Origin of the sequence: Bacillus infantis (assembly GCF_008180445.1) — a bacterium.
Taxonomy (GTDB): domain Bacteria; phylum Bacillota; class Bacilli; order Bacillales; family Cytobacillaceae; genus Bacillus_AB; species Bacillus_AB infantis_B.
In genome coordinates, this window is sequence record NZ_VTER01000003.1 from 21,139 (window position 1) to 42,648 (window position 21,510).

Annotated in this window: 24 protein-coding genes; 15 read left to right on the forward strand and 9 right to left on the reverse strand. The window is 46.0% G+C overall.

The genetic code is table 11. From position 1 onward, the window contains the following. The first annotated feature begins 1 nt into the window (after position 1). The 5 genes from FZD51_RS04775 to ptsP all read left to right on the forward strand — a co-directional run bounded on the left by FZD51_RS04775 (position 2) and on the right by ptsP (position 5,157). Positions 2 to 1,195 carry a DUF58 domain-containing protein gene (locus FZD51_RS04775; RefSeq protein WP_148973726.1) on the forward strand — a complete coding sequence of 398 codons (1,194 nt, stop codon included), beginning with the start codon at positions 2 to 4 and terminating at the stop codon, positions 1,193 to 1,195. After that, positions 1,196 to 2,482 carry a hypothetical protein gene (locus FZD51_RS04780; RefSeq protein ID WP_148973727.1) on the forward strand — a complete coding sequence of 429 codons (1,287 nt, stop codon included), beginning with the start codon at positions 1,196 to 1,198 and terminating at the stop codon, positions 2,480 to 2,482. A 54-nt stretch (positions 2,483 to 2,536) separates the two neighbouring features. After that, positions 2,537 to 2,818 (forward strand): hypothetical protein, encoded by a 282-nt coding sequence (locus tag FZD51_RS04785; RefSeq protein WP_148973728.1) that lies wholly within the window; start codon positions 2,537 to 2,539, stop codon positions 2,816 to 2,818. A 357-nt stretch (positions 2,819 to 3,175) separates the two neighbouring features. Next, positions 3,176 to 3,442 (forward strand): phosphocarrier protein HPr, encoded by a 267-nt coding sequence (locus FZD51_RS04790; RefSeq protein ID WP_009794289.1) that lies wholly within the window; start codon positions 3,176 to 3,178, stop codon positions 3,440 to 3,442. Continuing rightward, positions 3,442 to 5,157, forward strand: a complete 1,716-nt coding sequence (ptsP, locus tag FZD51_RS04795) for a phosphoenolpyruvate--protein phosphotransferase (protein ID WP_148973729.1) — start codon at positions 3,442 to 3,444, stop codon at positions 5,155 to 5,157. Before FZD51_RS04790 ends, ptsP begins: the two co-directional genes overlap by 1 nt. A 99-nt stretch (positions 5,158 to 5,256) precedes the next feature. Here ptsP and FZD51_RS04800 read toward each other — a convergent pair whose 3' ends face one another. Continuing rightward, positions 5,257 to 5,460: a hypothetical protein gene (locus FZD51_RS04800; protein WP_148973730.1), complete on the reverse strand. Its 204-nt coding sequence runs from the start codon at positions 5,458 to 5,460 to the stop codon at positions 5,257 to 5,259. Between the two features lie 185 nt (positions 5,461 to 5,645). Here FZD51_RS04800 and FZD51_RS04805 point away from each other — a divergent pair, with 185 nt between their 5' ends. The 3 genes from FZD51_RS04805 (at position 5,646) to FZD51_RS04815 (ending at position 8,071) form a co-directional block, all read left to right on the forward strand. Then, positions 5,646 to 6,428: an SDR family oxidoreductase gene (locus FZD51_RS04805; protein ID WP_148973731.1), complete on the forward strand. Its 783-nt coding sequence runs from the start codon at positions 5,646 to 5,648 to the stop codon at positions 6,426 to 6,428. Between the two features lie 123 nt (positions 6,429 to 6,551). Next, positions 6,552 to 7,010 (forward strand): hypothetical protein, encoded by a 459-nt coding sequence (locus FZD51_RS04810; protein ID WP_262380705.1) that lies wholly within the window; start codon positions 6,552 to 6,554, stop codon positions 7,008 to 7,010. Positions 7,011 to 7,192: 182 nt separating this feature from the next. Next, entirely contained in the window at positions 7,193 to 8,071 is an 879-nt protein-coding gene (locus tag FZD51_RS04815; RefSeq protein WP_148974231.1) for an NAD(P)-dependent oxidoreductase, read from the forward strand. Positions 8,072 to 8,138: 67 nt separating this feature from the next. On the opposite strand, the gene FZD51_RS04820 is transcribed toward FZD51_RS04815, so the two are convergent. After that, positions 8,139 to 9,293 (reverse strand): aminotransferase A, encoded by a 1,155-nt coding sequence (locus tag FZD51_RS04820; RefSeq protein ID WP_148973732.1) that lies wholly within the window; start codon positions 9,291 to 9,293, stop codon positions 8,139 to 8,141. A 239-nt stretch (positions 9,294 to 9,532) separates the two neighbouring features. On the opposite strand from FZD51_RS04820, the gene FZD51_RS04825 reads away from it, so the two are divergent. Together FZD51_RS04825 and FZD51_RS04830 are read left to right on the forward strand one after the other, a co-directional pair. Next, positions 9,533 to 10,066: an RDD family protein gene (locus tag FZD51_RS04825; protein WP_148973733.1), complete on the forward strand. Its 534-nt coding sequence runs from the start codon at positions 9,533 to 9,535 to the stop codon at positions 10,064 to 10,066. A gap of 122 nt (positions 10,067 to 10,188) precedes the next feature. Next, entirely contained in the window at positions 10,189 to 10,659 is a 471-nt protein-coding gene (locus tag FZD51_RS04830; protein WP_148973734.1) for a DinB family protein, read from the forward strand. 35 nt (positions 10,660 to 10,694) lie between these two features. Here FZD51_RS04830 and FZD51_RS04835 read toward each other — a convergent pair whose 3' ends face one another. After that, positions 10,695 to 11,291, reverse strand: coding sequence for a TetR/AcrR family transcriptional regulator (locus tag FZD51_RS04835; RefSeq protein WP_148973735.1), 597 nt, complete (start codon positions 11,289 to 11,291; stop codon positions 10,695 to 10,697). Between the two features lie 142 nt (positions 11,292 to 11,433). On the opposite strand from FZD51_RS04835, the gene FZD51_RS26515 reads away from it, so the two are divergent. From FZD51_RS26515 to FZD51_RS04845, 3 genes are all read left to right on the forward strand, one after another. Continuing rightward, the gene (locus FZD51_RS26515) at positions 11,434 to 11,562 is read left to right on the forward strand and encodes a hypothetical protein (RefSeq protein ID WP_262380706.1); all 129 of its coding nucleotides are present in this window, start codon (positions 11,434 to 11,436) and stop codon (positions 11,560 to 11,562) included. 2 nt (positions 11,563 to 11,564) lie between these two features. Then, positions 11,565 to 12,902: an MFS transporter gene (locus FZD51_RS04840; RefSeq protein WP_148973736.1), complete on the forward strand. Its 1,338-nt coding sequence runs from the start codon at positions 11,565 to 11,567 to the stop codon at positions 12,900 to 12,902. An 81-nt stretch (positions 12,903 to 12,983) separates the two neighbouring features. Further along, complete coding sequence (locus tag FZD51_RS04845; protein ID WP_009794301.1) at positions 12,984 to 13,889, forward strand: chemotaxis protein; 906 nt, start codon at positions 12,984 to 12,986, stop codon at positions 13,887 to 13,889. Between the two features lie 225 nt (positions 13,890 to 14,114). Here FZD51_RS04845 and FZD51_RS04850 read toward each other — a convergent pair whose 3' ends face one another. The 5 genes from FZD51_RS04850 to FZD51_RS04870 all read right to left on the reverse strand — a co-directional run bounded on the left by FZD51_RS04850 (position 14,115) and on the right by FZD51_RS04870 (position 18,245). Beyond that, positions 14,115 to 14,582, reverse strand: coding sequence for a YkyB family protein (locus tag FZD51_RS04850; RefSeq protein ID WP_009794302.1), 468 nt, complete (start codon positions 14,580 to 14,582; stop codon positions 14,115 to 14,117). 164 nt (positions 14,583 to 14,746) lie between these two features. After that, on the reverse strand, positions 14,747 to 16,021 hold the full coding sequence (locus FZD51_RS04855; protein ID WP_148973737.1) for an MFS transporter: 1,275 nt from the start codon (positions 16,019 to 16,021) through the stop codon (positions 14,747 to 14,749). Further along, a complete protein-coding gene (locus tag FZD51_RS04860; protein ID WP_148973738.1) occupies positions 16,022 to 16,633 on the reverse strand; it encodes a PadR family transcriptional regulator in 612 nt (203 codons plus the stop codon). A 166-nt stretch (positions 16,634 to 16,799) separates the two neighbouring features. Beyond that, the gene (locus FZD51_RS04865) at positions 16,800 to 17,312 is read right to left on the reverse strand and encodes a L,D-transpeptidase family protein (RefSeq protein WP_187445633.1); all 513 of its coding nucleotides are present in this window, start codon (positions 17,310 to 17,312) and stop codon (positions 16,800 to 16,802) included. A gap of 66 nt (positions 17,313 to 17,378) precedes the next feature. Further along, positions 17,379 to 18,245: a metallophosphoesterase gene (locus FZD51_RS04870; RefSeq protein WP_148973739.1), complete on the reverse strand. Its 867-nt coding sequence runs from the start codon at positions 18,243 to 18,245 to the stop codon at positions 17,379 to 17,381. Between the two features lie 237 nt (positions 18,246 to 18,482). Between FZD51_RS04870 and fadH the strand changes: the two genes are divergently transcribed. Next, positions 18,483 to 19,244 (forward strand): 2,4-dienoyl-CoA reductase, encoded by a 762-nt coding sequence (fadH, locus tag FZD51_RS04875; protein ID WP_148973740.1) that lies wholly within the window; start codon positions 18,483 to 18,485, stop codon positions 19,242 to 19,244. Between the two features lie 40 nt (positions 19,245 to 19,284). Here fadH and FZD51_RS04880 read toward each other — a convergent pair whose 3' ends face one another. Then, positions 19,285 to 20,043: a C39 family peptidase gene (locus FZD51_RS04880; RefSeq protein ID WP_148973741.1), complete on the reverse strand. Its 759-nt coding sequence runs from the start codon at positions 20,041 to 20,043 to the stop codon at positions 19,285 to 19,287. A 192-nt stretch (positions 20,044 to 20,235) separates the two neighbouring features. Here FZD51_RS04880 and FZD51_RS04885 point away from each other — a divergent pair, with 192 nt between their 5' ends. Then, positions 20,236 to 21,450, forward strand: a complete 1,215-nt coding sequence (locus FZD51_RS04885; protein ID WP_148973742.1) for an EAL domain-containing protein — start codon at positions 20,236 to 20,238, stop codon at positions 21,448 to 21,450. The last annotated feature ends 60 nt before the right edge of the window (positions 21,451 to 21,510 follow it).

Below are 21,510 nucleotides of genomic sequence, written 5' to 3' on the forward strand. Positions count from 1 at the left end.
AATGGAGTGGAAAAAGTATACGGTCGAAAACAGGTCCTTGCAGATTATGTCTGCACTTGCCCTGCTGCTGGTTTTGCTTAGCCTTTATTTAACCTCGGCAATTTTGTTCCTGATGTCCAGTTTGTTTTTTTGTGTTCTCCTTGCCAATAACTATTATTTGAAGAAAATGGGGGAAGGAGTTGAATTTGAAAATAAAGCTGTCAGGAAACGTATGTTTATTGATGAGCATCATGAATGGGAGCTGGATTTTGTAAATAACGGGCTTCCCATATTGAATGCACGGCTCTATGTATTTTTCAATGATATTGTAATCCCCCTGAAAGGTGCGCATCCTCCGAGATTTTCAAAATACGAGCTGTCCATCCCGTTCACTCTGCCAAGGAAAGGGGAATTTTCAGTCCGGATTCCATTTTCAGCCGGCAGGAGGGGGCTTGCGAAAATCCGCAGCATGGAGCTGCGGATTCCCCATTTCTTCGGTTTTGGCGAGACAGTGCTGGAATACAGGGCAATGATCGCTCAGGAAGCACTCATCTACCCGAAGAGGCTGCCTGTTGAAAACAAGGAAGACTTTGTTTCAGCAAAACCGGGAAATGAAGCTGCCAAACATTCACTTTTTCAGGATGTGATGTCTCCTGCCGGCACCAGAGATTATGTGCCGACTGACAGCTTTAATCAAATACATTGGAAAGCAACTGCAAGGAGCCAGAGAATCCAGACGAAGGTATATGAAACGGTTTCTGAAAAAGGACTGCTGCTTTCTCTGAATCTCTCTGAGGGGTATTCCATAACTCCGAAGCTGGAGGAGCTTCTGAGCTGTTCGGCCGAGCTTGCATACACAGCTGCAAAAGAAGGCATTCCCTTTGCGGTCTGCATGAATATCCGGACAGCTGGACCCGTCCCTTTTCAATATATCCCCGCCGGGACCGGAAAGGCGCATCTGCAGAAGGTGCTGGAAAGCTTTGCGGTTGCAGGCTATCATTCTGTCCTGTATCCATATGACAAGATGGCTGCCCATTATACAAGGCATTTTGCCCTGCAACCTTATATAATCCATGGAGGCTTCAAGCCGCAGGCTGCAAATAAGTATTTTAAAGAATTGGAACAGAAAGGTTTTACAGTGCTGGAATTGCAGCTGCTGGAGCAAAAAGCCTGCATAAAGCCGATGTCGAAACCGATTCAAAAAGAGGTGGTTTAAATGGCGGGAAACAAATGGCAGCCCTATATGACGCTTATTTCGGAGGCAGCTCTTGCAAGCATGCTGCTCTGCCCTGTGTTTATGCCCTCAGGCGATATGCTGCCGGTGGTATATTCGTTTTCTATCCTGGCAGCATCAGCCGTGCTGTATTTCTTCCTGCTCAATGCCGGCAGCAGCAGAGGGAGCCTGCTGTTTTTTGCCGCTGTACTGCCTTTCATCTTCATTGCTGGAACCCTTCTGGGCTTCTCGTGGTTCGCACTGCTATGTTTCGGGGTACTTGTATTCTGGAGAACAGAAGCTGCCTATAAAGACCCTGAGGGGAGTTCTGGCAGCAATCTCTTCCTGCTGGTTTTCTCTGGAGGCTTTGCCGTTATCCTGGCGGCTGTTTTCCTGGATCGCACATGGATTGGCAAGCTGGTTTGGATGGTCGTCCTGCAGGAAGCCTTTATTATCACAGCAGGATTTTTTTCAAGATTGGCCGCCTCCGGAACTTCCCGGAAAAACAAAGGGCTTCTGATTCGTGATTTTGTACTTGCCATGCTGGGGATTTTTGCAATTGGTGCCGCGGCTGTGGCTGCTATTCCCGCTGTCAGCGGGCTGTTCTTTTCTATGATGAGGGGCGTTGCTTACCTTTTTGGCGCAGCTGCATCCCCATTTTTCCAATGGGCTGAAAAACGCGACTGGAGCGTTTCTTTAAATGAAGAGCCTGAAAGCCAGGATCAGCAGCTGGATGCGAGCAGGGAACAGCCCTTAATGGAAGAACAGGGCCAGGGATTTGAAATGGTGCTGGCAGCAGCTGCTGCAGCCGGTCTTATTTTCATCATGTACTATCTATATAAAAAAAGAAAGAAAACTTCCGGTAATGCGATGCAGGATAAGGAGAAATCATATATCACCGCCGAGCGGGAGCCTGGCGGCGATGGAGGCATGGACCGCGGAAAAAAACGGACAGAGGCGCCTTTAGACCCTGTCAGGAGGGAGATATACCAGCTCGAATCATACAGTGGTAAACTGCAGCTCGGCAGAAGGCAGTCCGAAAGTTTTCCGGAGTGGATGAACAGGATCGGCCTGCACGTTGACCCCATTACCAGCAGTATATATGAAAAAGTTAGATACGGAGAAAAGCTGGCTGATGCCGCTGAAGCTGCTGCTTTCCTAAAAGAGATTGCCTTATTGAAAAAGGATCTGAAGCGGGTCCATTTGCATCTTGTTAAGGAAGGGGAACTATCTTCAGGCAGGTTTCTTGGCATTTTCCAAAAAAAGCAGCTGAAAGGACGCAAATCCTAACATCTAAAGAAGCCTCCGGCATATAAATCTAAAAAGCACGGAGGAGGCGGCGGATTGGAATTATCAAAACAAGAACGCCTAAAGAGGATCATGGACCTTTCAGATTCAATACTGGAGCAGCTGGTCGAAGACCGGACTGAATTCAGGGCGAAGGATTTGAAGCAGGCAGCCGAACTGCTTGCAAGATGCGTAAAAGAAATCGCGAAGCTGCAGTCACATGGGTCAGGGAACACCCCATATGAATATGAGGCTGCCATTAATAAGCTGAGAGTAAGTTATAATATCCTCTTTTTGGGTAAAGAAAAGAAAACAATGGCAAATGAAAGCGTTTCATAAAAAAAATACCCCCAAATCCTTAAAAAATAAGGCATTAACGTTGTCTAAGACGGGAGGAAATGCTATTCTTTTTTTTGAGATGTTGGTTGTCTGATGACTTGAAAAAAAGGCGACTAAACTATACTTAATTTCATACATGAATAAACCATAGATGGAAAAAATACTATTGCGTGGATAAATAAATGCAATATGTACTGGCGCTTCTGGCCTGTTCCATTTAGAACGGGATGCGGCTTTTATGGGCGTTTCCGGCAACTGCTTAGTCGTTTTGGCATAAATCGGTTAGATTAAGTTAGTAGGCAACAAACTCATATACATCTTGCTATAATTAATTAATTCTAAAGGAGACTGATCTCAATGGTTGAAAAACAATTCAAAGTAACGGCTGAAACTGGAATCCATGCTCGTCCAGCTACATTATTGGTTCAAACTGCAAGCAAATTCGATTCTGATGTGCATTTAGAATATAAAGAAAAAAAGGTTAACCTAAAGTCAATCATGGGTGTTATGTCTCTTGGTGTCGGCCAGGGCGCTGATATTAAAATCATTGCTGAAGGAAACGACGAAGCTGAGGCTGTAAAAGCACTTGAAGATACTCTAACAAAAGAAGGACTTGCTGAATAATGAGCTTTCTACAGGGAATTGCAGCTTCAAGCGGCATTGCGATTGCTAAAGCATACCGTTTGGTAGAACCTGATCTGTCTTTCAGCAAAAAGACGGTTGAGGATGCAGACAATGAAGTTGGCCGCTTTCAGCAGGCTTTGGCCACTTCCAAATCAGAGCTTGAGGCCATCAGGGAGAAAGCGGAAAAAGACCTGGGCGCAGATAAAGCGGCCATCTTTGATGCACATCTCCTGGTACTCAGCGATCCGGAATTAATATCACCCATCGAAGACAAGATCAAGACAGAAAAAGTGAATGCTGAACAGGCATTGAAGGAAACAGCTGATATGTTCGTCAGCATGTTCGAACAAATGGACAATGAGTATATGAAGGAACGCGCAGCTGACATCCGCGATGTCACCAAGCGTGTGCTTTCCCATTTGCTTGGAGTCCAGGTTGTCAACCCCAGCATGATTGCCGAAGAAGTGATCATCATTGCAGAAGACTTGACGCCATCTGATACTGCGCAGTTGAACAGGCAGTTTGTTAAAGGATTTACAACTGATATCGGCGGAAGGACCTCCCATTCAGCCATCATGGCCCGTTCAATGGAAATACCTGCGGTTGTCGGCACTAAGACAGCTACAGAGGAAATCCAGAATGGCGATATGGTGATTGTTGATGGTCTTACCGGCCAGGTTCATGTAAACCCTACACCTGAAGCGATTGAAAGCTACAAAGAGCAAAACGCTGCCTTTGAAGCACAGAAAGCTGAATGGGCTAAGCTTGTCAACGAAAAGACGGTTTCTGCAGACGGCCATCATGTGGAACTGGCAGCCAATATCGGAACGCCTAAGGACCTTAAAGGAGTCATCAATAATGGCGGTGAGGCTGTAGGCCTCTACCGTACAGAATTCCTTTATATGGGCAGGGACCAGCTTCCGACAGAGGAAGAGCAGTTTGAAGCCTATAAAGCTGTCCTTGAAGGGATGGAAGGAAATCCTGTTGTTGTCCGTACACTGGATATCGGCGGGGATAAAGAGCTTCCTTACCTGAACCTGCCGAAGGAAATGAACCCTTTCCTTGGCTTCCGTGCGATCCGCCTTTGCCTCGAAGAACAGGATATCTTCCGTACGCAGCTTAGAGCCTTGCTGAGAGCGAGCTCTTACGGCAATCTGAAGATCATGTTCCCAATGATCGCCACTCTGGATGAATTCCGCCAGGGAAAAGCAATCCTTGAAGAGGAAAAGCAAAAGCTTTCATCTGAAGGCGTGAAAACAGCTGACAAGATTGAGCTTGGCATCATGGTCGAAATTCCATCGACTGCGGTCCTTGCCGATCAGTTTGCCAAAGAGGTTGACTTCTTCAGCATCGGCACGAACGATCTGATTCAGTATACAATGGCAGCGGACAGGATGAATGAAAGGGTATCTTATTTATACCAGCCATATAATCCGGCTATTCTGCGCCTTGTAAAAATGGTGATCGATGCAGCTCATAAAGAAGGCAAATGGGCTGGCATGTGCGGTGAGATGGCAGGGGACGAGACTGCCATTCCGCTTCTGCTCGGCCTCGGTTTGGACGAGTTCTCCATGAGTGCCACTTCCATACTGAAAGCACGCTCGCAAATTCTTCGCCTGTCAAGGGAAGAAATGAAAGAGCTTGCCGAAAAGGCGCTTCAGATGGGGACTGCAGAGGAAGTAGTGGCGGCTGTTAAGCAGGCCACACAAAAATAAAAACTTTTTTTGAAAAAAGGTTTTAACGAGATAATCACGGGGTATATGCAGAGTAAGCACTTAAGCAAGATGTAAGCTGATCATTCTCATTTTCCCCCCTTACTGACCGACTGGCAATGCCAGTCGGTATTTTTTTGTCCATAAACCTCCGCCATAGGAGGAGAAAGCATTCAGACCAGAGGATGAGAAAAATCCATCCTCTTGATTGTTACTGATCCGTTTCCAGGTTTTTATAATTAAAACATAAGAAACGGAAGGATGCTGATAAAAATGATTAGCATGATCATCAGCTTTTTTATTCAAGATAGATATCGCCAATTGAAAGAAAAACAGAGGAATGAACTGTATATTTCACAAAGCCCTTTTTTAAGCAGGGTCCTCCATTGAGCCGGACAGAGTGCCGGCAGGATGCCTGATGCACCATCTGTGTAATTTGCCTGTATATTCTGTATAATGTTGCTATAACTAAATGTACAGGAGGCTGACTAATGGAATTGAATCTAAAAGGAAAAACGGCGCTTGTCGCTGCTTCCAGCCAGGGGCTGGGAAAGGCAATCGCAGAGGCGCTTCTGCAAGAAGGCGCGAATGTTATGCTGGCAAGCAGGGATGAGGCAAAGCTGAAGGAAGTTAAGTCAGAGCTTGAGAATCTGGGCGGTGAGGTAGAGTTCATACGTGCAGACGTCACTTCTGAAAACGATATAAAGAATATGGTGAAAGCTGCAGCTGAACGTTTTGGAGGAATCGATATCCTGGTTAATAATGCAGGAGGCCCACCTTCCGGCTCTTTTGAAACTCTTTCAGATGAAGAATGGTTTCAATCTTTCGAACTGAACCTCCTCTCATATGTGCGAAATATAAGGGAAGCACTGCCGTACTTGAAGAAGAACGGCGGAAAAATCATCAATATTGCCTCTTCCTCCATTAAAGAGCCGATTCCTGGCCTTGTGCTTTCCAATACATTCAGGACAGGGATAGTCGGGCTTTCCAAGACTTTGGCCCAGGAATTTGCCCCATACGGCATCCTTGTGAATACACTGGCACCGGGCAGGATCGACACGGACAGGGTGAAGCATCTCGATCAGGTGAATGGGGAAAAAGCAGGTGTCTCACCTGAGGAGATGAAGGAGAAATCAGAAAAATCCATCCCGCTCAATCGCTATGGGACACCTGAAGAGTTTGCAAAAGTTGCCGTTTTTCTGGCTTCGGATGCAAATAGCTATATGACAGGAAGTTCCTTTCTTGTGGATGGGGGCATGGTTAAATCAATCTAAAGAAAAGGCCGGGAGAGGATCCCGGCTTTTTCTTTGGTCTGAAATGACGGAATTTCCCTTTTTTTGAAATTTGCGTTTAAGACAGAGGAGTATAGGAAATGGTAATGGCAAGGAGGTGTGTTTATGAAACTATTGATGCCGCTCCTCTTCCTATTGTCTGCGGCCATCTTGCCAGGCTGCATGCCTGCAGACGACAAGGCGATTGTAAACAAGCATGCAGAAGCTTATTTGACGAACCAGAATGAGCTTCAGTTCCGCTTTAAGCTTAACAGCCAGATTTTAAGCGGGGAAGAGCTGTTCAAGGTAAAGGTATTAATACATAACCAAAAGCTTGCAAAGGCGCTCGGTACAAAAGAAATCATTTACGGCTCAGAATCTGTTTATGATGGAGAGTATATGGAAGCCGAAGAAAATGGAGAAGAGAAAATGGTTTATATGGAGCCAATCCCCCTTCAGCAAGATTTGCTCTCCTCGGATATTGAGAGGATGATCTCCATGGATCAGGCTGTATCAGTCGAAGTGTATAATGATCAAAAAGTCATTGCGGAAGCATATCTGACTAACTTTTCAACTCAATTTTAGGGTTTGCTGTCCCGTATAGCGGGTAAAGAGCTTTACGCGCATAAAATTGGGGATAGGCCGGGCAGGAATTGCCCGGTCTTTTGTCATTTAACAGAACAGATTGTGTCAGGGCTTCTGCAAAGCTGATTTTATGCCAATATGCTACAATCTAAATGCAGATATAAGCAGAGAGGGGAATGAAAATGGTGTCACCTGAAAAAACTGCCATCGGCTTCATTGGTACAGGGGTTATGGGGAATAGCATGGCTAAGAACCTGATTGCGGCAGGCTATACACTGGCTGTGTATACCAGAACAAAGTCCAAGGCGGAAGAGCTTTTGGAACTGGGGGCCAAATGGGCAGATTCCCCCCGGAAGATAGCCGAAACGTCTGATATCATCATTACAATGGTCGGTTACCCGAAGGACGTGGAAGAGATTTTTCTTGGGGAAGATGGCTTGATTGCTCATGGGAAAAAACATACATATTTGATTGATATGACAACATCTACACCCACTTTAGCCAAAGAAATCTTTGAAAGAGCCCGTCAGAAGGGGCTGAGAGCCATTGATGCACCTGTATCAGGCGGCGATATCGGCGCGCGGGAAGGCAGGCTGTCCATCATGGCAGGCGGGGAAAAGGATGACTTTGACACTTTGCTTCCTTTGCTGGAGGTGCTTGGAAGCAATATTGTCCACCAGGGACCGGCTGGAGCGGGCCAGCATACGAAGATGTGCAATCAAATTGCCATTGCATCCAATATGATCGGTGTCAGTGAAGCGATTGTCTATGCAGAAAAGGCAGGGCTTGATCCAGAGACAGTGCTGAAAAGCATTTCTGCAGGGGCAGCCGGCAGCTGGTCGTTGTCCAATCTGGCACCAAGAATGATTGCTGGAAACTTCGAGCCGGGATTTTACATAAAGCATTTTCTGAAAGATATGAATATCGCCCTGGAAGAAGCAAGGCAAATGGGCATGGATACTCCCGGACTTGCTCTCTCGGAATCGCTCTACAGGGAGCTTGCTGAAAAAGGGGAAGAAGACAGCGGAACACAGGCCTTGTACAAGCATTGGAACAAATAAAGAAACTTAAGGCCGGGATGGGTCAACAAGGAACCCGCAGTCAAAGGACTGCGGGTTTTCTCGATTTCTACCTGTCCAGCCTGCCAAGATAGGCTTCAAGCCTATCCAGCCCTTCTTTAAGTGTATCCTTCGAATAGGCAAAGGAAAGGCGGAAATAACCTTCTCCTAACTCCGAAAAAGAACTTCCGGGAACGAAAGCGACTCCTGCCTCGTTTACAAGCTTCAGGCAAAAATCAAAAGAAGCAATATTTTTCTCCGGAATTTTGACGAACATGTAGAAGGCGCCGTCCGGTTTGACAACGTCCAGCCCCATGTCTACCAGGCGGCCGTACACATAATCCCTTCTTGACAGATATTCTTCCCTCATGGGAACAGCATCATCGATTCCCTCTGTCAGAGCCTCCAGGGCGGCCATCTGGGAGATGGAAGAAGCACAGGTAACATTATACTGATGCACCTTGAGGATATGCTTTGCTATGGCTTCCGGCGCAAACAGCAGGCCGATTCTCCAGCCTGTCATGGAGTGGGATTTAGAGAGTCCGTTAATGACGATCGTCTGCTCCCGAAGCAGGGAGGAAATTGATGTATGAGGCCTGCCGTAGTTCAGCTCGCTGTATATTTCGTCGGCCAGTATAAAAATGTCCCTGCCTTTTACAAGGTCCGCTATTTCTGCCAATTCTTCATCGGTGAGGCTGACGCCGGTCGGGTTCGAAGGATAAGGCAAAACGATGCAGCGGGTCTTCGGGCTGAGATGCCTGCGGATGACTTCTGCAGTAAACCTGAACCGGCTGTCCCTTATATCGGCGTGTACCGGCACAGCACCGCACAGCCTTATAATCGGTTCGTACCCAGGATAGACCGGCCCGGGAAGGATCACTTCGGCTCCTTCCTCGAGAATGGTTCGGAACGCAATGTCGATCGCTTCGCTGGCGCCCGTTGTCACAATCACTTCATTTTCCGCATTATAATCCATCTTGTATTTTTGCCGGACAAAAGAGGCAGCCGCTTCTCTCAGCCTAATATCACCGGCATTATGGGTATAGGATGTAAAGCCGCTGTCAATCGCTTTTTTTGCAGCATCCCTGACATGGAGAGGGGTAGGGAAATCAGGCTGTCCAATCGTGAGGGAAATCATGTCCTTCGTCCCTGCAACCATATTAAAGAATCTCCTGATCCCTGATATTTCAATTTGCTGCACGTTTTTATTGATCAAATGTTCCAAAATATGTACCTCCTACAGAAAGTGCTGGAGAGAATATTAGCCCAGCTGTGGTATTCAATAGCAATATTTTATCAGATTTAACGAATAGTAACCATGCAAGCTGTTTCAGATATTGAGCTACGGGGTAAAAAGTGGTGGTTCGATATTCCAATTATGGCTTTTTTAAGGAAAAAACAGCTATTGAATATCGGCAGGGAAACCTTTAACATGGAATTGATAATGGTAAGGGAGGTATTTTGGTGGAGGCAGCATTTGAAAAACAAAATCATTCAGAAACAAAGGAGTATGGGGGCTTTTGGCTCAGATTCGGGGCCTACCTGATTGACGGCATCATAGTGGGAATTCCAATCGGCATTATAACAACTATCATCTTTGTCGTCTTACTCGGCACCTCAGATTCAGTCATGTCCTCATTCACTGACCCGGCCTATATGGAATCCGGAGAGATGACAGAGGCAGAGACCATAGACTTTATCAGCCGCTACTTCGGGGCGCTGCTGCTGACATTACTGATCGGCACTGTAATCGCGGTAGCATATTTTGCAGGAATGCACGCATCTAAATGGCAGGCGACTTTAGGGAAGAAGCTTGTCGGCCTGAAAGTAACGGACCTTCAAGGGAACAGGATTACTTTCTGGAGAGCGCTTGGCAGATATATGGCACAAGCCTTTTTATCGCAAATTTTGCTGATTGGCTATATTTTGGCAGCTTTTACGGAAAGAAAGCAGGCTCTGCATGATATGATTGCCGGCACGGTTGTTGTAAGAAACTGAAAAATGATAATGTTGGGGGAAAAGGTGGCGCAAGCAATTGCGGCTGCCTTTTTTTATAGGAAAAAAGGATTTTATGAGTAAACTGATGAATGTATTAACTAGTAAGGGGAGGTGCATCTCAGGTGAAGAAACAAGATTTGATAGAACATAATGAAAGTATTTTAGAATGGGTTCTTTCTCTGGAGGAAGCGGGTGATGAGGCATGGCTTGCACCGGCAGCCGTGGGTAAATGGCCGCCGGCTGCTATTGTCAGCCATATGCTGTTCTGGGATCAATATTCCTTAACTGAAAGGTTTCCGTACTTTGCAGAAGGGGCTAAGCTTCCCGGCTTTCCTGATTTTCAAAAGATCAATGATGAAGCAGAGGCTTACGCCCTGAGCGGGACCGCCAAAGAGGAGATTCTCCGCCGGTTTACCGAAACGAGGGCGAGATTCATTCAATTGCTTGCAGGCCTGGAAGACAGCGACCTGGATAAGGAATTCTTCATTGGCGGCAATAAACTTTCGGCAAGAGAATATTTCATTGATTTTGCTGAACATGATCTGCACCATAAAGAGCAGGTGGAGCAGTTCTTGAATGCCCGGAGCAGCTGAGCCCTCCCAATAGCCAAAGAAGATCAGCCCCTTTGCTAGTGATGAGAGCTCTTCAATCTGAAAAGATAAAGCCCAGCCATGCCGGCCAGCAGTTCTTCCAGTGATTCCTGCTCATAATGATGGACCCAATGAAAAAGGGTTCCGAAGAAAGAGTTCACAATCATCTGCGCAAAGGGGTCCGCATCTATGGAGCTGGAAAACTCGCTGGATTCCTGGCCTTCCTTAATCATGCTGGCCAGGAACTCTTTGAAAAATCCGGTCATTTTGAGCTCAGAATGCTGAAAGTCTTTCTGAACCGTCATTATATGAAAAATAGATAGCAGCAGATTCGGGCCGTATTCTTCATTGACGGCTGCCATTTTGCTGAAGAGCGCCATAAACGCAGCCTCGATGCTTGTACAGGATTCGTATTCCGATTTAAAATCCTTCAGCACAGCTATTTGGTGAGAGCCAATTGCGTGCAGCGCCGCTTCTTTGGATGTGAAATAATTAAAGAATGTCCCCTTGGCAACCCCTGCATGATTGCTGATTTGCTGAACGGTCGTATTTTGAAATCCCTGCTTTTTGAATAATTCGATTGCACTGTCAAATAACAGCTGTTTTGTCTGTTCTTTTTGTTCCTTCCTCCTCATCGTTCCCCACCTTTAAATTAATTCCTGTCATTATACCATATTCGACCTGAATAATTATTGAAAAATTTAAATTAATATGAGCTGAATTACCTTGTAAATTAATTGTAAAAAGAAAGGTATTTTGTACTGAGAGATTGAATATATGATGGGTGGAGAGAGGGGGATAAAAGAGAAAGAGGCTCTGCAGCCTGTTTACCAGCAAGTCAAGAAGGTATACAATGAAACTGGGAAAAGAAAAAGAGAAATTGAAAAAAGAAAAAAGGGGTTGTAAGGATGCCTGCACTGGAAAAGAAGCAGACAGCTAAGGCAGGAAGCGGCTTAAGCCCATGGAAGCTGTATTTCACACTTCCTGTTATATCCTGGGCTTTATACGATTTTGCCAATACGATATTTTCATCCAATATCAATACTATTTTCTTTCCGTTTTATCTGGATGAAGTGGTCGGAACGAGCGAAGTGCTCGATCAGATTGCCAGCACTTTTATCTCTTATTCAAACGCAGTAGCAAGTTTCTTTTTAGTTTTATTTTCACCGCTGTTCGGTGTCATGATCGATAGGACCGGAAGAAAGAAGAAATACATTGTCATATTTACGCTCATTTCCGTGGCGGCCATCATCCTGATGGGGCTTTTTGCAGGAAGCAGCATGGAGAGTACCATATTCGGGCTGCCAATGTCCCTGGCGCTTGTAGTGGTTTCCTTCGTGATAGCCAAGTTCTTCTTCCATTCCAGCCTGGTTTTCTATGATTCTATGATTACGGATATAGGGACCAAGGAGAATATCCCTCTCATTTCCGGCTTTGGGGTTGCTGTCGGCTATATCGGTACACTAGTGGGGCTCACTGTCTATCCTTTCATAGGAGATGACAATTTTCATGAAGCCTTCATTCCTACCGGGATTTTATTCCTTGTATTTTCCCTGCCGCTTTTCTTTTTTGTAAAAGATAATCCGAAGCCTGCGGCAAAATTAAAGAAAGAATCTTTTTTGTCGGGATACAGGGAAATCTATCAGACTTTTAAAGAGATGAAGCTGTATAAACCGGTCTTTACCTTCATGATTGCTTATTTCTTTTTGAATGATGCGATAGCTACAACCATTGCCATGATGGCTATCTATGCAAAGGCAATCATTGGCTTTTCCACCGGCCAATTCATCCTGCTATATCTGGTGTCCACCTTATCAAGCATCATCGGTTCATTTGTTTTCGGGTATATAACGAAAGCAAAGGGAGCGAACAAGGCTGTCAAATATGTCGGCATATTGCTTCTGGCAGCACTTATCATAGCCACTTTTGCTGTCAACGAAGCGATGTTCTGGGCAGCAGGAAGCATGTTTGGCATTTCCCTGGGAGCCATGTGGGTGACAACGAGGACCTATATTGTTGAGCTGACACCCGAGGACAAAAGAGGCCAGTTCTTTGGGCTGTTTGCCTTTTCCGGTAAGGTCTCATCCATCATCGGCCCTTTCCTGTACGGCAGCATCACACTCATTTTCGCGGACTGGGGAGATACTGCCAGCCGTATGGCTCTTGGATCACTCATGATTCTTACTGTCATCGGCCTTATAGTCCATTCAAAGATCCAGCATCCAGATGATATGCAGCAGGGTTGATATCCGGAATGCTAAACTGAGACGGTTTCTTGCCGATATAAAGAATGAGATCAGTTTTTTTGAAGAGGGCAGGAGATTAAAATGGAATCTAACAACGGTATTTTGCTGGAAAGCGGAACAAATGAACTTGAAATCGTCGAGTTTACAGTTGGCGGCAATCAATTCGGAATCAATGTCATCAAGGTGAAGGAAATCATCAATCCTCTTCCTGTTGTGCAAATTCCGCGTTCACACAAAAATGTAGAGGGAATCATTGAGCTGCGCGGAGAGGTGCTGCCAGTCATCAATGTAGCGGAGGCTCTCGGGCTTGCCGCGGGCGGGAGTCCGGAAACCGATAAATATATCGTGGCAGAATTCAACCAGCAGAAGGTTGTATTCCATGTCCAGAATGTTACCCAGATCCATCGGATATCATGGGATAAAATTGAGAAGCCATCAGAGCTGTACCAGGGAGCAGAGAGCCAGATCATTGGGGTCGTTAAGATAAATGGCGGCATGGTATTATTGCTCGACTTTGAAAAAATAGTAGTCGATATCAACCCTGAATCAGGAATCAATGTCCAAATGGTGCAAAAGCTTGGTGAAAGGGAGCGCAGCACGAAGAAGCTTATTGTTGCCGAAGATTCTCCCCTTCTCCGGAAGCTTCTGCATGATACCCTGGCTGAAGCAGGTTTTCAATACGTGGAATTCTTCGAAAATGGGCGGGATGTACTCGAATATCTCCAGAAGCTGGAAAGTGATGGCAAGAATCTGAAAGAAGAAGTCCAGCTGGTCATAACGGATATAGAGATGCCGCAGATGGACGGCCATCATTTAACAAAGCGGATCAAATCAAGCCAGTCTTTCGGGGAGCTGCCTGTGATTATATTCTCTTCGCTGATCACAGATGATCTGCGCCATAAAGGGCAAATGGTAGGGGCAGATGCCCAGGTGAGCAAGCCGGAGATTGCTGAGCTCGTTTTATTGATCGATAAGCATGCATTATGAATGGGAAACAAAAAAGACATCTGCGGATGTCTTTTTTGTTTGCGCGGGACTTCGTGCTTTAGGTCCGTGCATTAATTGAGCGAGGCTTTTCCGCTTTTCTGCATTGTCCAGCTCCGGGCGCTAGCCCCTCGAGTCATAAGCCACTCCAGGATTGAAGGCAAAGAACGCCTTCTATCCTGGAGCGTCTTATGCTTATCGGAGCTGAGCAAGCGCCCTCCGCTTTTCTTAGTAGCTTTCTCCCAGTTTCTTGAATACCGGTTTTTGGTATTTCTTCTTTTTATCATGCTGCTGATTTTCCGATTCTTCCTTTAATCCTGTATAAGAAGACAGGAGTTTTTTTGCTTGTCCTAGGGGAAGCCGGGTTTTTGGATTGCGCACGGCGGAATCAAGCTTCCCGAGGTGGGGAAGGTCCTCGAAATCCTTTTTGGCAGGAGGGATGTGGAAGGTATAGCTCCCGCACTCCACCAGGACGTCTGATTGCTGCTGGCTGTATCTTGGATTGCCGGAATAGTGAAGGCCGATTTTTCGGGCATCTCCGTTTTTAATCAGCTTCAGGATTGCTTCGTGCTTCAGTTTATATAAAAATTTAGGATTTGTCGCTGTTTTCGCATGGCGGTTCACAGTGAAGATGGCTTGAGAGAGGTTTTCAACCGTTGAATGCAGCCGGGGGGTCTGACTCTTGTCCGAATTCAATGTTTTGGCTCCTTTCTAATCTTTAAACATAATAGAAAATATTGTACCAGCTTTTTCCGCAGATTAAAAGTCATGTCTTCCATAAAACTGCCAGAGGAAGAGATATAATTTATTATACCTCTTCCTTCTGGTTTTTGGAAAGATTATGATATATCGCTTTTTACTCAGACGGAGTGGCTGATTGATTTCTCCGGAGCTGACGCTTTAAGCTTCTTAAGAACGTAGAGCAGCACTAGAGCCCCCATTAGGCAAGTGGCGCTCCCGGCACCAGCCATAACATAAGATACACCCCATAATTTGGCCAGAAGGGCACCTGCAGCCGGTGCAATCAGCATTGCGAAGGTCTGAAGGCCCATGGCTGCAGCAGATACCCTGCCCATCATTTTCTGCGGTGTTTCTGACTGCAGCACATAACCATATGGAACAGCTTCTCCTGCTCCGAAGAAGCCGAGCAGGAAGGCACCTGCAAGCCAGACTATCTGGGGGAGATCAAGGATGCCGAAGCTGCCCAATCCGACCAGGATAATAAAGAGTCCGCTGATAAATGCTGAAGCAGACATTAAATGGATCGGACCCTTTTTCCAGAAAGTCCATTTTCCGAGCGCCAGTGACCCGGCAACACTCCCAAGGCCCACAGCACTGATCAGGAAGGTGAAACTTTCTTGCGTGAAGCCGAGATTTTTTGCAACAAAGATAAACAGTCCATCATATAGGAAGATGATGAAAAATGCGGCAGAAGACAGCAGAATAGAAATCTTCAATAAGCGTGTGCCGGCAATATGCCTGATGCCAGCTGCGAAATCTGACCAATAGCCTTGCTCTTTCTCACCGGTCCTTTTTGCAGTTTCAGCATCAGCAGGCAATCCTTTGGATGCCGGCAGCGAGGCCAAAAAGAGGATGCTGACCAGAAAACCAGCCGCTTCAAACAGAAACGGGCTCTTAGTTCCGAATACGGCCATGAGGAGGCCCCCAAGCGCAGGACCGGCAATTTTCATGGTATTTACTGACAGCTGGCTCAGCGTCACAGCCTCAGGCAGCTTATCTTCGGCCACAATTGCCCGGATCATGCTTTGCCTTGCCGGGTCATAAAGAGCAGCCGCAGTCCCTTTTAAAAAGACAAACAGCAGGAGTACATACAAATTAGGCGACCAGAAAAGTCCTGCGACAAATACAATTTTGCAAAACATGCAAACCATCATCAAAGTTTTCTTTGGCAGTCTGTCAACAAACACACTTGCAAACGGCCCGATTAAGACCCAAGGGATACCAAGAGTAATGATAACGGCAGCAATGGCAGATTCGCCAAGCCCCCAATAATAGACAACAATGACCTGCAATGCAACAAAATCAAGCCAATTACCTAAATCAGAAAAGACCTGCGCCCCAAAAAGGGAACGGAAGGCTTTATCTTTCAATGGGGAGAAAATGCCGTTTTTCATTTATTCTTCCTCCGATTTCAGCCCGAGCGATTCCCTGCGCCTGGACAGCAATTTTTTCTCCGCCCCGGTTGGATCCTGGCCTTCCGGCAATTCCCCGGCTTTTAATATTGATATGCTTTCGTCTATCCATTTCAGCTCCGTCTCCAGCCGCATCTCTGCATAGCGGATCGTCAGCATGCCTATACTGCTGACATAGGAAATCCCATTTCTTGGCCATGCTTTCACGAAACCCAGGATATCTTCGGATTCGCGTTTTCTTTTCTCGAGATGGCTGATTAAATGGCGGGTATCCATATCCTTGTGCCAGGTGCTCATTTTCATGAACAGTTCATCTTTGACTGCCGGGTATGCCGGCGGGGTGCACAGCCACTCTTCAAACTCCTGCCACCCTTTTTCCGTCAGTTCATACAATTTTTTATTCCGTCCATTTTCCTCTTTTTCCATTGAATATACATAGCCCTCTTCCTCCAGCTTTTTCAGCTTCGGATAAATGCTTCCATAGCTCATGCCCCAATAAAGGCCTGCAGCTTTATGCTCAAATTCTGATTTAATATCGTAGCCGGAGCTGGGCCAAAAGCTTAGTACTGCAAGTAAGCTGTGTTCAGTTGACAAGATAATCCCTCCATGTATCATATTGATATATCAAAATGATACATCAGATGGAAGAAAATCACAATAGACTTTTTGTTTTTTTTTGCTGTGCTGAAAAGCGGGTGAACAATTTTTCTAATTAAAATAGAAAACCCCATCCTGCAAATCTTTGCAGGATGGGGTTCTTTCAATTTCTAATCATAACCCGTGTTCCATTTGGTACAATTCCGGAAAGTTCCAGTACATCCTGGTTATTCATCCGCACACAGCCTTTGGAGACTGCCTTGCCGATGGAAGCAGGGTTATTGGTGCCATGTATCCCGTAGCCTGCTTTTGATAAAGAAAGCCACATGATGCCAAAAGGACCGCCAGGATTGGGTTCGCGATTAACAATTACATAATCGCCTGGCGGTGTTTGGGTCAGCATCTTCCCGATGCCGACAGGATAGGTTTTCTGCAGGATTCCATTTTTAAGGAGAGACAAGCGGCGGGTGGATAACGTAATACTTATTGAATACGGGATTGCTGAAGGCTCAGGAAGTCCGGGAATCATCACTCTTTGCCCTTGGTAAATCTGATTGGGGTTGCTGATTTGCGGGTTTGCGGCCAATAACTGGGCAATCGGGCGGCGGTAGTCCATTGAGATGCCTGCCAGGGTTTCGCCTAGCCTTACTGTATGGTAGATAAGCAGCCACTCCATTCACAGGTTTATTACAGCATATGCTCCAGCGGCTGTATTTTTCCTCCTGCGTGCAGATGTCTGCTCTCATGAGGAATGGAAGGTGAAAAGTGTCAGCTCAGGCTTGGATAAAAATCTGAATGGAAGCCTTGTAGTGCCGAGCCCTCGATTGACATAAAGAGTCAAAGGGTCCTCGTCACCGATTGTATAAAAGCCTTCATAGTATTTTTGTCCATAAGGCGGGGTGACCAGTGCCCCAAAAAACGGAATCTTAACTTGTCCTCCGTGGCTGTGGCCGCTCAGCTGAAAGTGGAAGGAATTTTCATATGCCTTGTCTGCCAGGTCTGGAGCGTGTGACAGGAGGATGCTGTAGTGTCCTTCCGGAATGCTTCCTGCCGTTTTTTTCAAATCAGGCCTTCCGAGCATGGCATCATCAACTCCCGCTATATAAATGCTGTTCTCTCCAAGCTTCACTTGATGAGACTCATTGAGGAGAAGTCTGAAGCCGCTTTTTTCAATGATTTTTTTATAAATATCGGACCCGTAACCGCCGTGATCGTGGTTGCCGTATACGGCATATTTGCCGAAAGGGGCATTCAGCCTCTTGAGGATTGAGACAATCTGCTCTGCCTGCATGAATTTATTAGGCTCATCCATCAGGTCCCCTGTAAAGAAGATGATATCAGGCTCCAGGCTGTTTATTTTGCCGGCGAGCTTTTCAAGCTGGCCGAGCGTGTACTGGAAGCCTATATGGGTATCGCTGAATTGCACAGCCCTGAAATTATTGAAGGCCTGCGGGATGGATGAATCTATTATCTTATGGACGGCCGTGTCCAGTAACTTCGGTTCAATCTCCCGCGCATAGTAATAGCTTCCGGAGCCTGCCGCCAATGCTGTCAAAAGAGACCCGGCAGCTGTTTTCAGAAATGATCTTCGTGATATTTTTTTAGTCATATATCTACCAGCCTATCTATATATGAATATACGTATTTATACTATCAGACAATAGCAGGGAAAAGAAGGCGGCAATTCGCAGCAAATAGAAGAACAAGATGACAATACAGAAAATAATTGGCATAGATTCTGTCCAAATCTCTTTCTAATAATTTTACATTAAAAATATTAGAAAATTCTCTATTTATGTTAAAATAGAATAATGAACGACTATTCATTTTTTTGAGGAGGATTTTCATGGAAGGCAAAACAGTCATAGTGACCGGCGGATCAAGCGGGATGGGCAAATATATGGCAAAAAGATTCTCGGAAGCTGGAGCAAATGTCATGATTACCGGCCGCAATATGGAAAAGCTGGAGGAAGCTAAAAAGGATATTGAAACGAAGGGATCAGTGCTTCCTTTTCAGATGGACGTCAGGGAGCCTGAGCATGTTAAAGCGATGGCGGAAAAAGCACATGATACTTTTGGCAGCATTGATTTTCTTGTCAATAATGCTGCTGGAAACTTCATTTGCCCGGCAGAGAGCCTGAGCGCCAATGGCTGGAATTCCGTCATAAATATCGTTTTAAATGGCACATTTTACTGCAGCAGCGAAATCGGAAAGTATTGGATTGAAAAGGGCATTAAAGGCAGCATCATCAACATGGTTGCCACTTATGCCTGGGATGCCGGGCCTGGGGTGATTCACTCGGCGGCTGCTAAGGCGGGAGTTCTTTCAATGACAAGGACGCTTGCTGTTGAGTGGGGCAGGAAGTATGGCATCCGTGTTAATGCAATAGCGCCAGGGCCCATTGAAAGGACAGGCGGTGCAGAAAAGCTTTGGGAGTCAGAGGAAGCAGCGAAAAGAACATTGAACAGTGTCCCTTTAGGGCGGCTTGGAAAGCCGGAGGAAATAGCTGAGCTTGCGTTGTTCCTCTTTTCGGATCATGCTGCCTATATTAATGGCGAATGCATTTCGATGGATGGGGGCCAGTGGCTCAACCAGCATCCTTTTTAACTGCTATGAGAACAGCGGCCCATGAGGCCGCTGCTCTTTCTTATTTATAGCTTATTGCCCTGGATTTCAATGCAAGCCATGAGGATTTGAATTTTTCTTTTTCGATGCGCACCTTTTTTTTGCCTGACAGCGGGTCATTTATATAAACAAATCGGGCGTCATAGCCGACAAGGGTTACCGCATGCAAATCGAGCGGCGTTTTAATTAACTCTCCTTCATGCGTCCAGGATTCCCATCGGTCAGGCAGCCTGTAATCACCTGTTGTCCACACTACTGCAGGATAGCCCCGGCTTACGTGGGACAGAATGTCCTCAAAGGATTTCCCCGTCAGATTCACTGCTCTTCCAGGAAGGTACTGCAGGGCCAATTCAAAGATCGGCTTATCAAAGGCTGCATAGCCGGCTTGCTTTCCGGTCATGTCCCCGACAAACCCGTGGGCAGGATTTCCCCATTGAACAATATCCCTGTTTGATTTTATAATTGGATCAGGATCTTTTTTTATTTGGTGATAAAGGTCCATTTTATCAGCCTGGACTCCTGCGTATTGGAGCATCATGGCAAGGCTCGTCACTTCACAGCCATATTTCAGCTCAGGATTCTGCTTTATCAGCGGAACATCCAATATAACCTTCTCCCTGCCGCCAGCATTTTCAGGCTGCCCGGCAGTCTCCTTGCCTGCTGACAGGTTTCCTTGTATCTCACCCGAAGACTGGATCTTCATGGCAGACTCCTGTTTGTCGAGGTGGCTGCTGCAGCCCAGCAGCGGAAGCATTAAGATGATCATATACATATTTTTCAAGGCTGGCCCTTCCTTCTATCCGGCGTTCCGAAAACAGGCCATGCCAGATCAAGAAACGGCTCCAGTTTTATTTTTGTCATGGCTGGCCAAAGTTATTCCGGCGGTATTGAACTTGGCCATATGCCTGCTGAGGGAAGTGCTTTCATCCTGTTGGCAGGCTCCACTATTTTAAATGAAAGGCGGGGAAAATCGATGGATGCATTGGATATATTAACAGAACTTGACTGCGTCATACCGTATTTCCAGGCCATATTCAGTGCTGACGAACATAAGGTTATCGGTTATGAGGTATTGGGGAGATTTAATGCCGGCGGCTCGGCCGAAAGCCTTGGCCCGTTTTTTCTGGATGACAGCATCCCCGAAGAATACAGGCTTGAAGTGGATAACACGGTCCTGATGAAAGCACTCGATCATTTTGCCGGCAGGAAAGGGGAAGAACTCATTTTCATCAACCGGGACGCCGGTCTTCTCATGCACGATTCCGGAGAGCATTTCCTGCAGCTCCTTTTGCAATACCAGGATAAAGGCATCAGCCCCGAAAGAATTGTACTCGAGATTACCGAAAGAAATTACAAGGGAGATCTTGAACACCTCGACCACCTCCTTAATTACTACAGGACGTACGGAATCAAGATAGCCGTTGACAATATGGGGAATGACAGCAGCAGGCTTGACAGAATCGGCCAGCTTTCCCCTGATATCATAAAAGCGGACCTAAAGGGCCTCAGGTCGAATGCGTCAGCTGCATCCTACCGCGATATTTTGTATTCCCTTTCCCTCCTGGCAAGAAGAATCGGGGCGACTCTCCTGTTTGAAAATATTGAAATGGTGTACCAGCTGCAGTTCGCTTGGAAAAATGGCGGAAGATACTACCAGGGGTTTTATTTATCCACACCCAAGGCTGCTACTATCGAGAAAGATTGCCTGAAGGAAAAGCTGAAAACTGAATTCCATCGTTTTATCCTCCATGAAACAAAGAAGCTGGAAAAGATCCATGCAGCTGCAGGAGGATTTCAGACTAAAATCCAGGAGCTTTTGTCCAAATACAAGAAAATTCAGGATTATGAAGAGCTCCTGCTGGCATTGTCCGGGGAAATGGATGGAGTTGCTTTCAGGATGTACGTATGCGATGTAGAAGGGTTCCAGCAGTCCCCCAATATCTTCAAAAAGGGTGAGGACTGGATCATCCAGCATAAATATTACAGGAAGAACTGGAGCTGGCGCCCATACTTCCTTGAAAATATAGTGAGGATGAGAAATGACCAAAAAGGAATTCTGTCTGATCTGTACAGTGATATTGAAACAGGGGAAACCATCAGAACTTTTTCTTTCCCTTTGCATTCAAAGGATTACCTTTTCATAGATATTGCTTATTCTTTTTTGTATGACCAGGAAGGCCTGTTATAAGATTTTTCCTGTATAATCCCTGAAGGTAAGTGGCACATTAGGAATACTACTTTCCCGGGG

Excerpts from the sequence above, each read along its gene's own strand:
- FZD51_RS04775 (WP_148973726.1), top strand. The coding sequence starts at position 2 with ATGGAGTGGAAAAAGTATACGGTCGAAAACAGGTCCTTGCAGATTATG.
- FZD51_RS04780 (WP_148973727.1), top strand. The coding sequence starts at position 1,196 with ATGGCGGGAAACAAATGGCAGCCCTATATGACGCTTATTTCGGAGGCA.
- FZD51_RS04790 (WP_009794289.1), top strand. The coding sequence starts at position 3,176 with ATGGTTGAAAAACAATTCAAAGTAACGGCTGAAACTGGAATCCATGCT.
- ptsP (WP_148973729.1), top strand. The coding sequence starts at position 3,442 with ATGAGCTTTCTACAGGGAATTGCAGCTTCAAGCGGCATTGCGATTGCT.
- FZD51_RS04805 (WP_148973731.1), top strand. The coding sequence starts at position 5,646 with ATGGAATTGAATCTAAAAGGAAAAACGGCGCTTGTCGCTGCTTCCAGC.
- FZD51_RS04810 (WP_262380705.1), top strand. The coding sequence starts at position 6,552 with ATGAAACTATTGATGCCGCTCCTCTTCCTATTGTCTGCGGCCATCTTG.
- FZD51_RS04815 (WP_148974231.1), top strand. The coding sequence starts at position 7,193 with ATGGTGTCACCTGAAAAAACTGCCATCGGCTTCATTGGTACAGGGGTT.
- FZD51_RS04835 (WP_148973735.1), bottom strand. The coding sequence starts at position 11,291 with ATGAGGAGGAAGGAACAAAAAGAACAGACAAAACAGCTGTTATTTGAC.
- FZD51_RS26515 (WP_262380706.1), top strand. The coding sequence starts at position 11,434 with ATGATGGGTGGAGAGAGGGGGATAAAAGAGAAAGAGGCTCTGCAGCCT.
- FZD51_RS04840 (WP_148973736.1), top strand. The coding sequence starts at position 11,565 with ATGCCTGCACTGGAAAAGAAGCAGACAGCTAAGGCAGGAAGCGGCTTA.
- FZD51_RS04845 (WP_009794301.1), top strand. The coding sequence starts at position 12,984 with ATGGAATCTAACAACGGTATTTTGCTGGAAAGCGGAACAAATGAACTT.
- FZD51_RS04855 (WP_148973737.1), bottom strand. The coding sequence starts at position 16,021 with ATGAAAAACGGCATTTTCTCCCCATTGAAAGATAAAGCCTTCCGTTCC.
- FZD51_RS04865 (WP_187445633.1), bottom strand. The coding sequence starts at position 17,312 with ATGGAGTGGCTGCTTATCTACCATACAGTAAGGCTAGGCGAAACCCTG.
- FZD51_RS04870 (WP_148973739.1), bottom strand. The coding sequence starts at position 18,245 with ATGACTAAAAAAATATCACGAAGATCATTTCTGAAAACAGCTGCCGGG.
- fadH (WP_148973740.1), top strand. The coding sequence starts at position 18,483 with ATGGAAGGCAAAACAGTCATAGTGACCGGCGGATCAAGCGGGATGGGC.
- FZD51_RS04885 (WP_148973742.1), top strand. The coding sequence starts at position 20,236 with ATGGATGCATTGGATATATTAACAGAACTTGACTGCGTCATACCGTAT.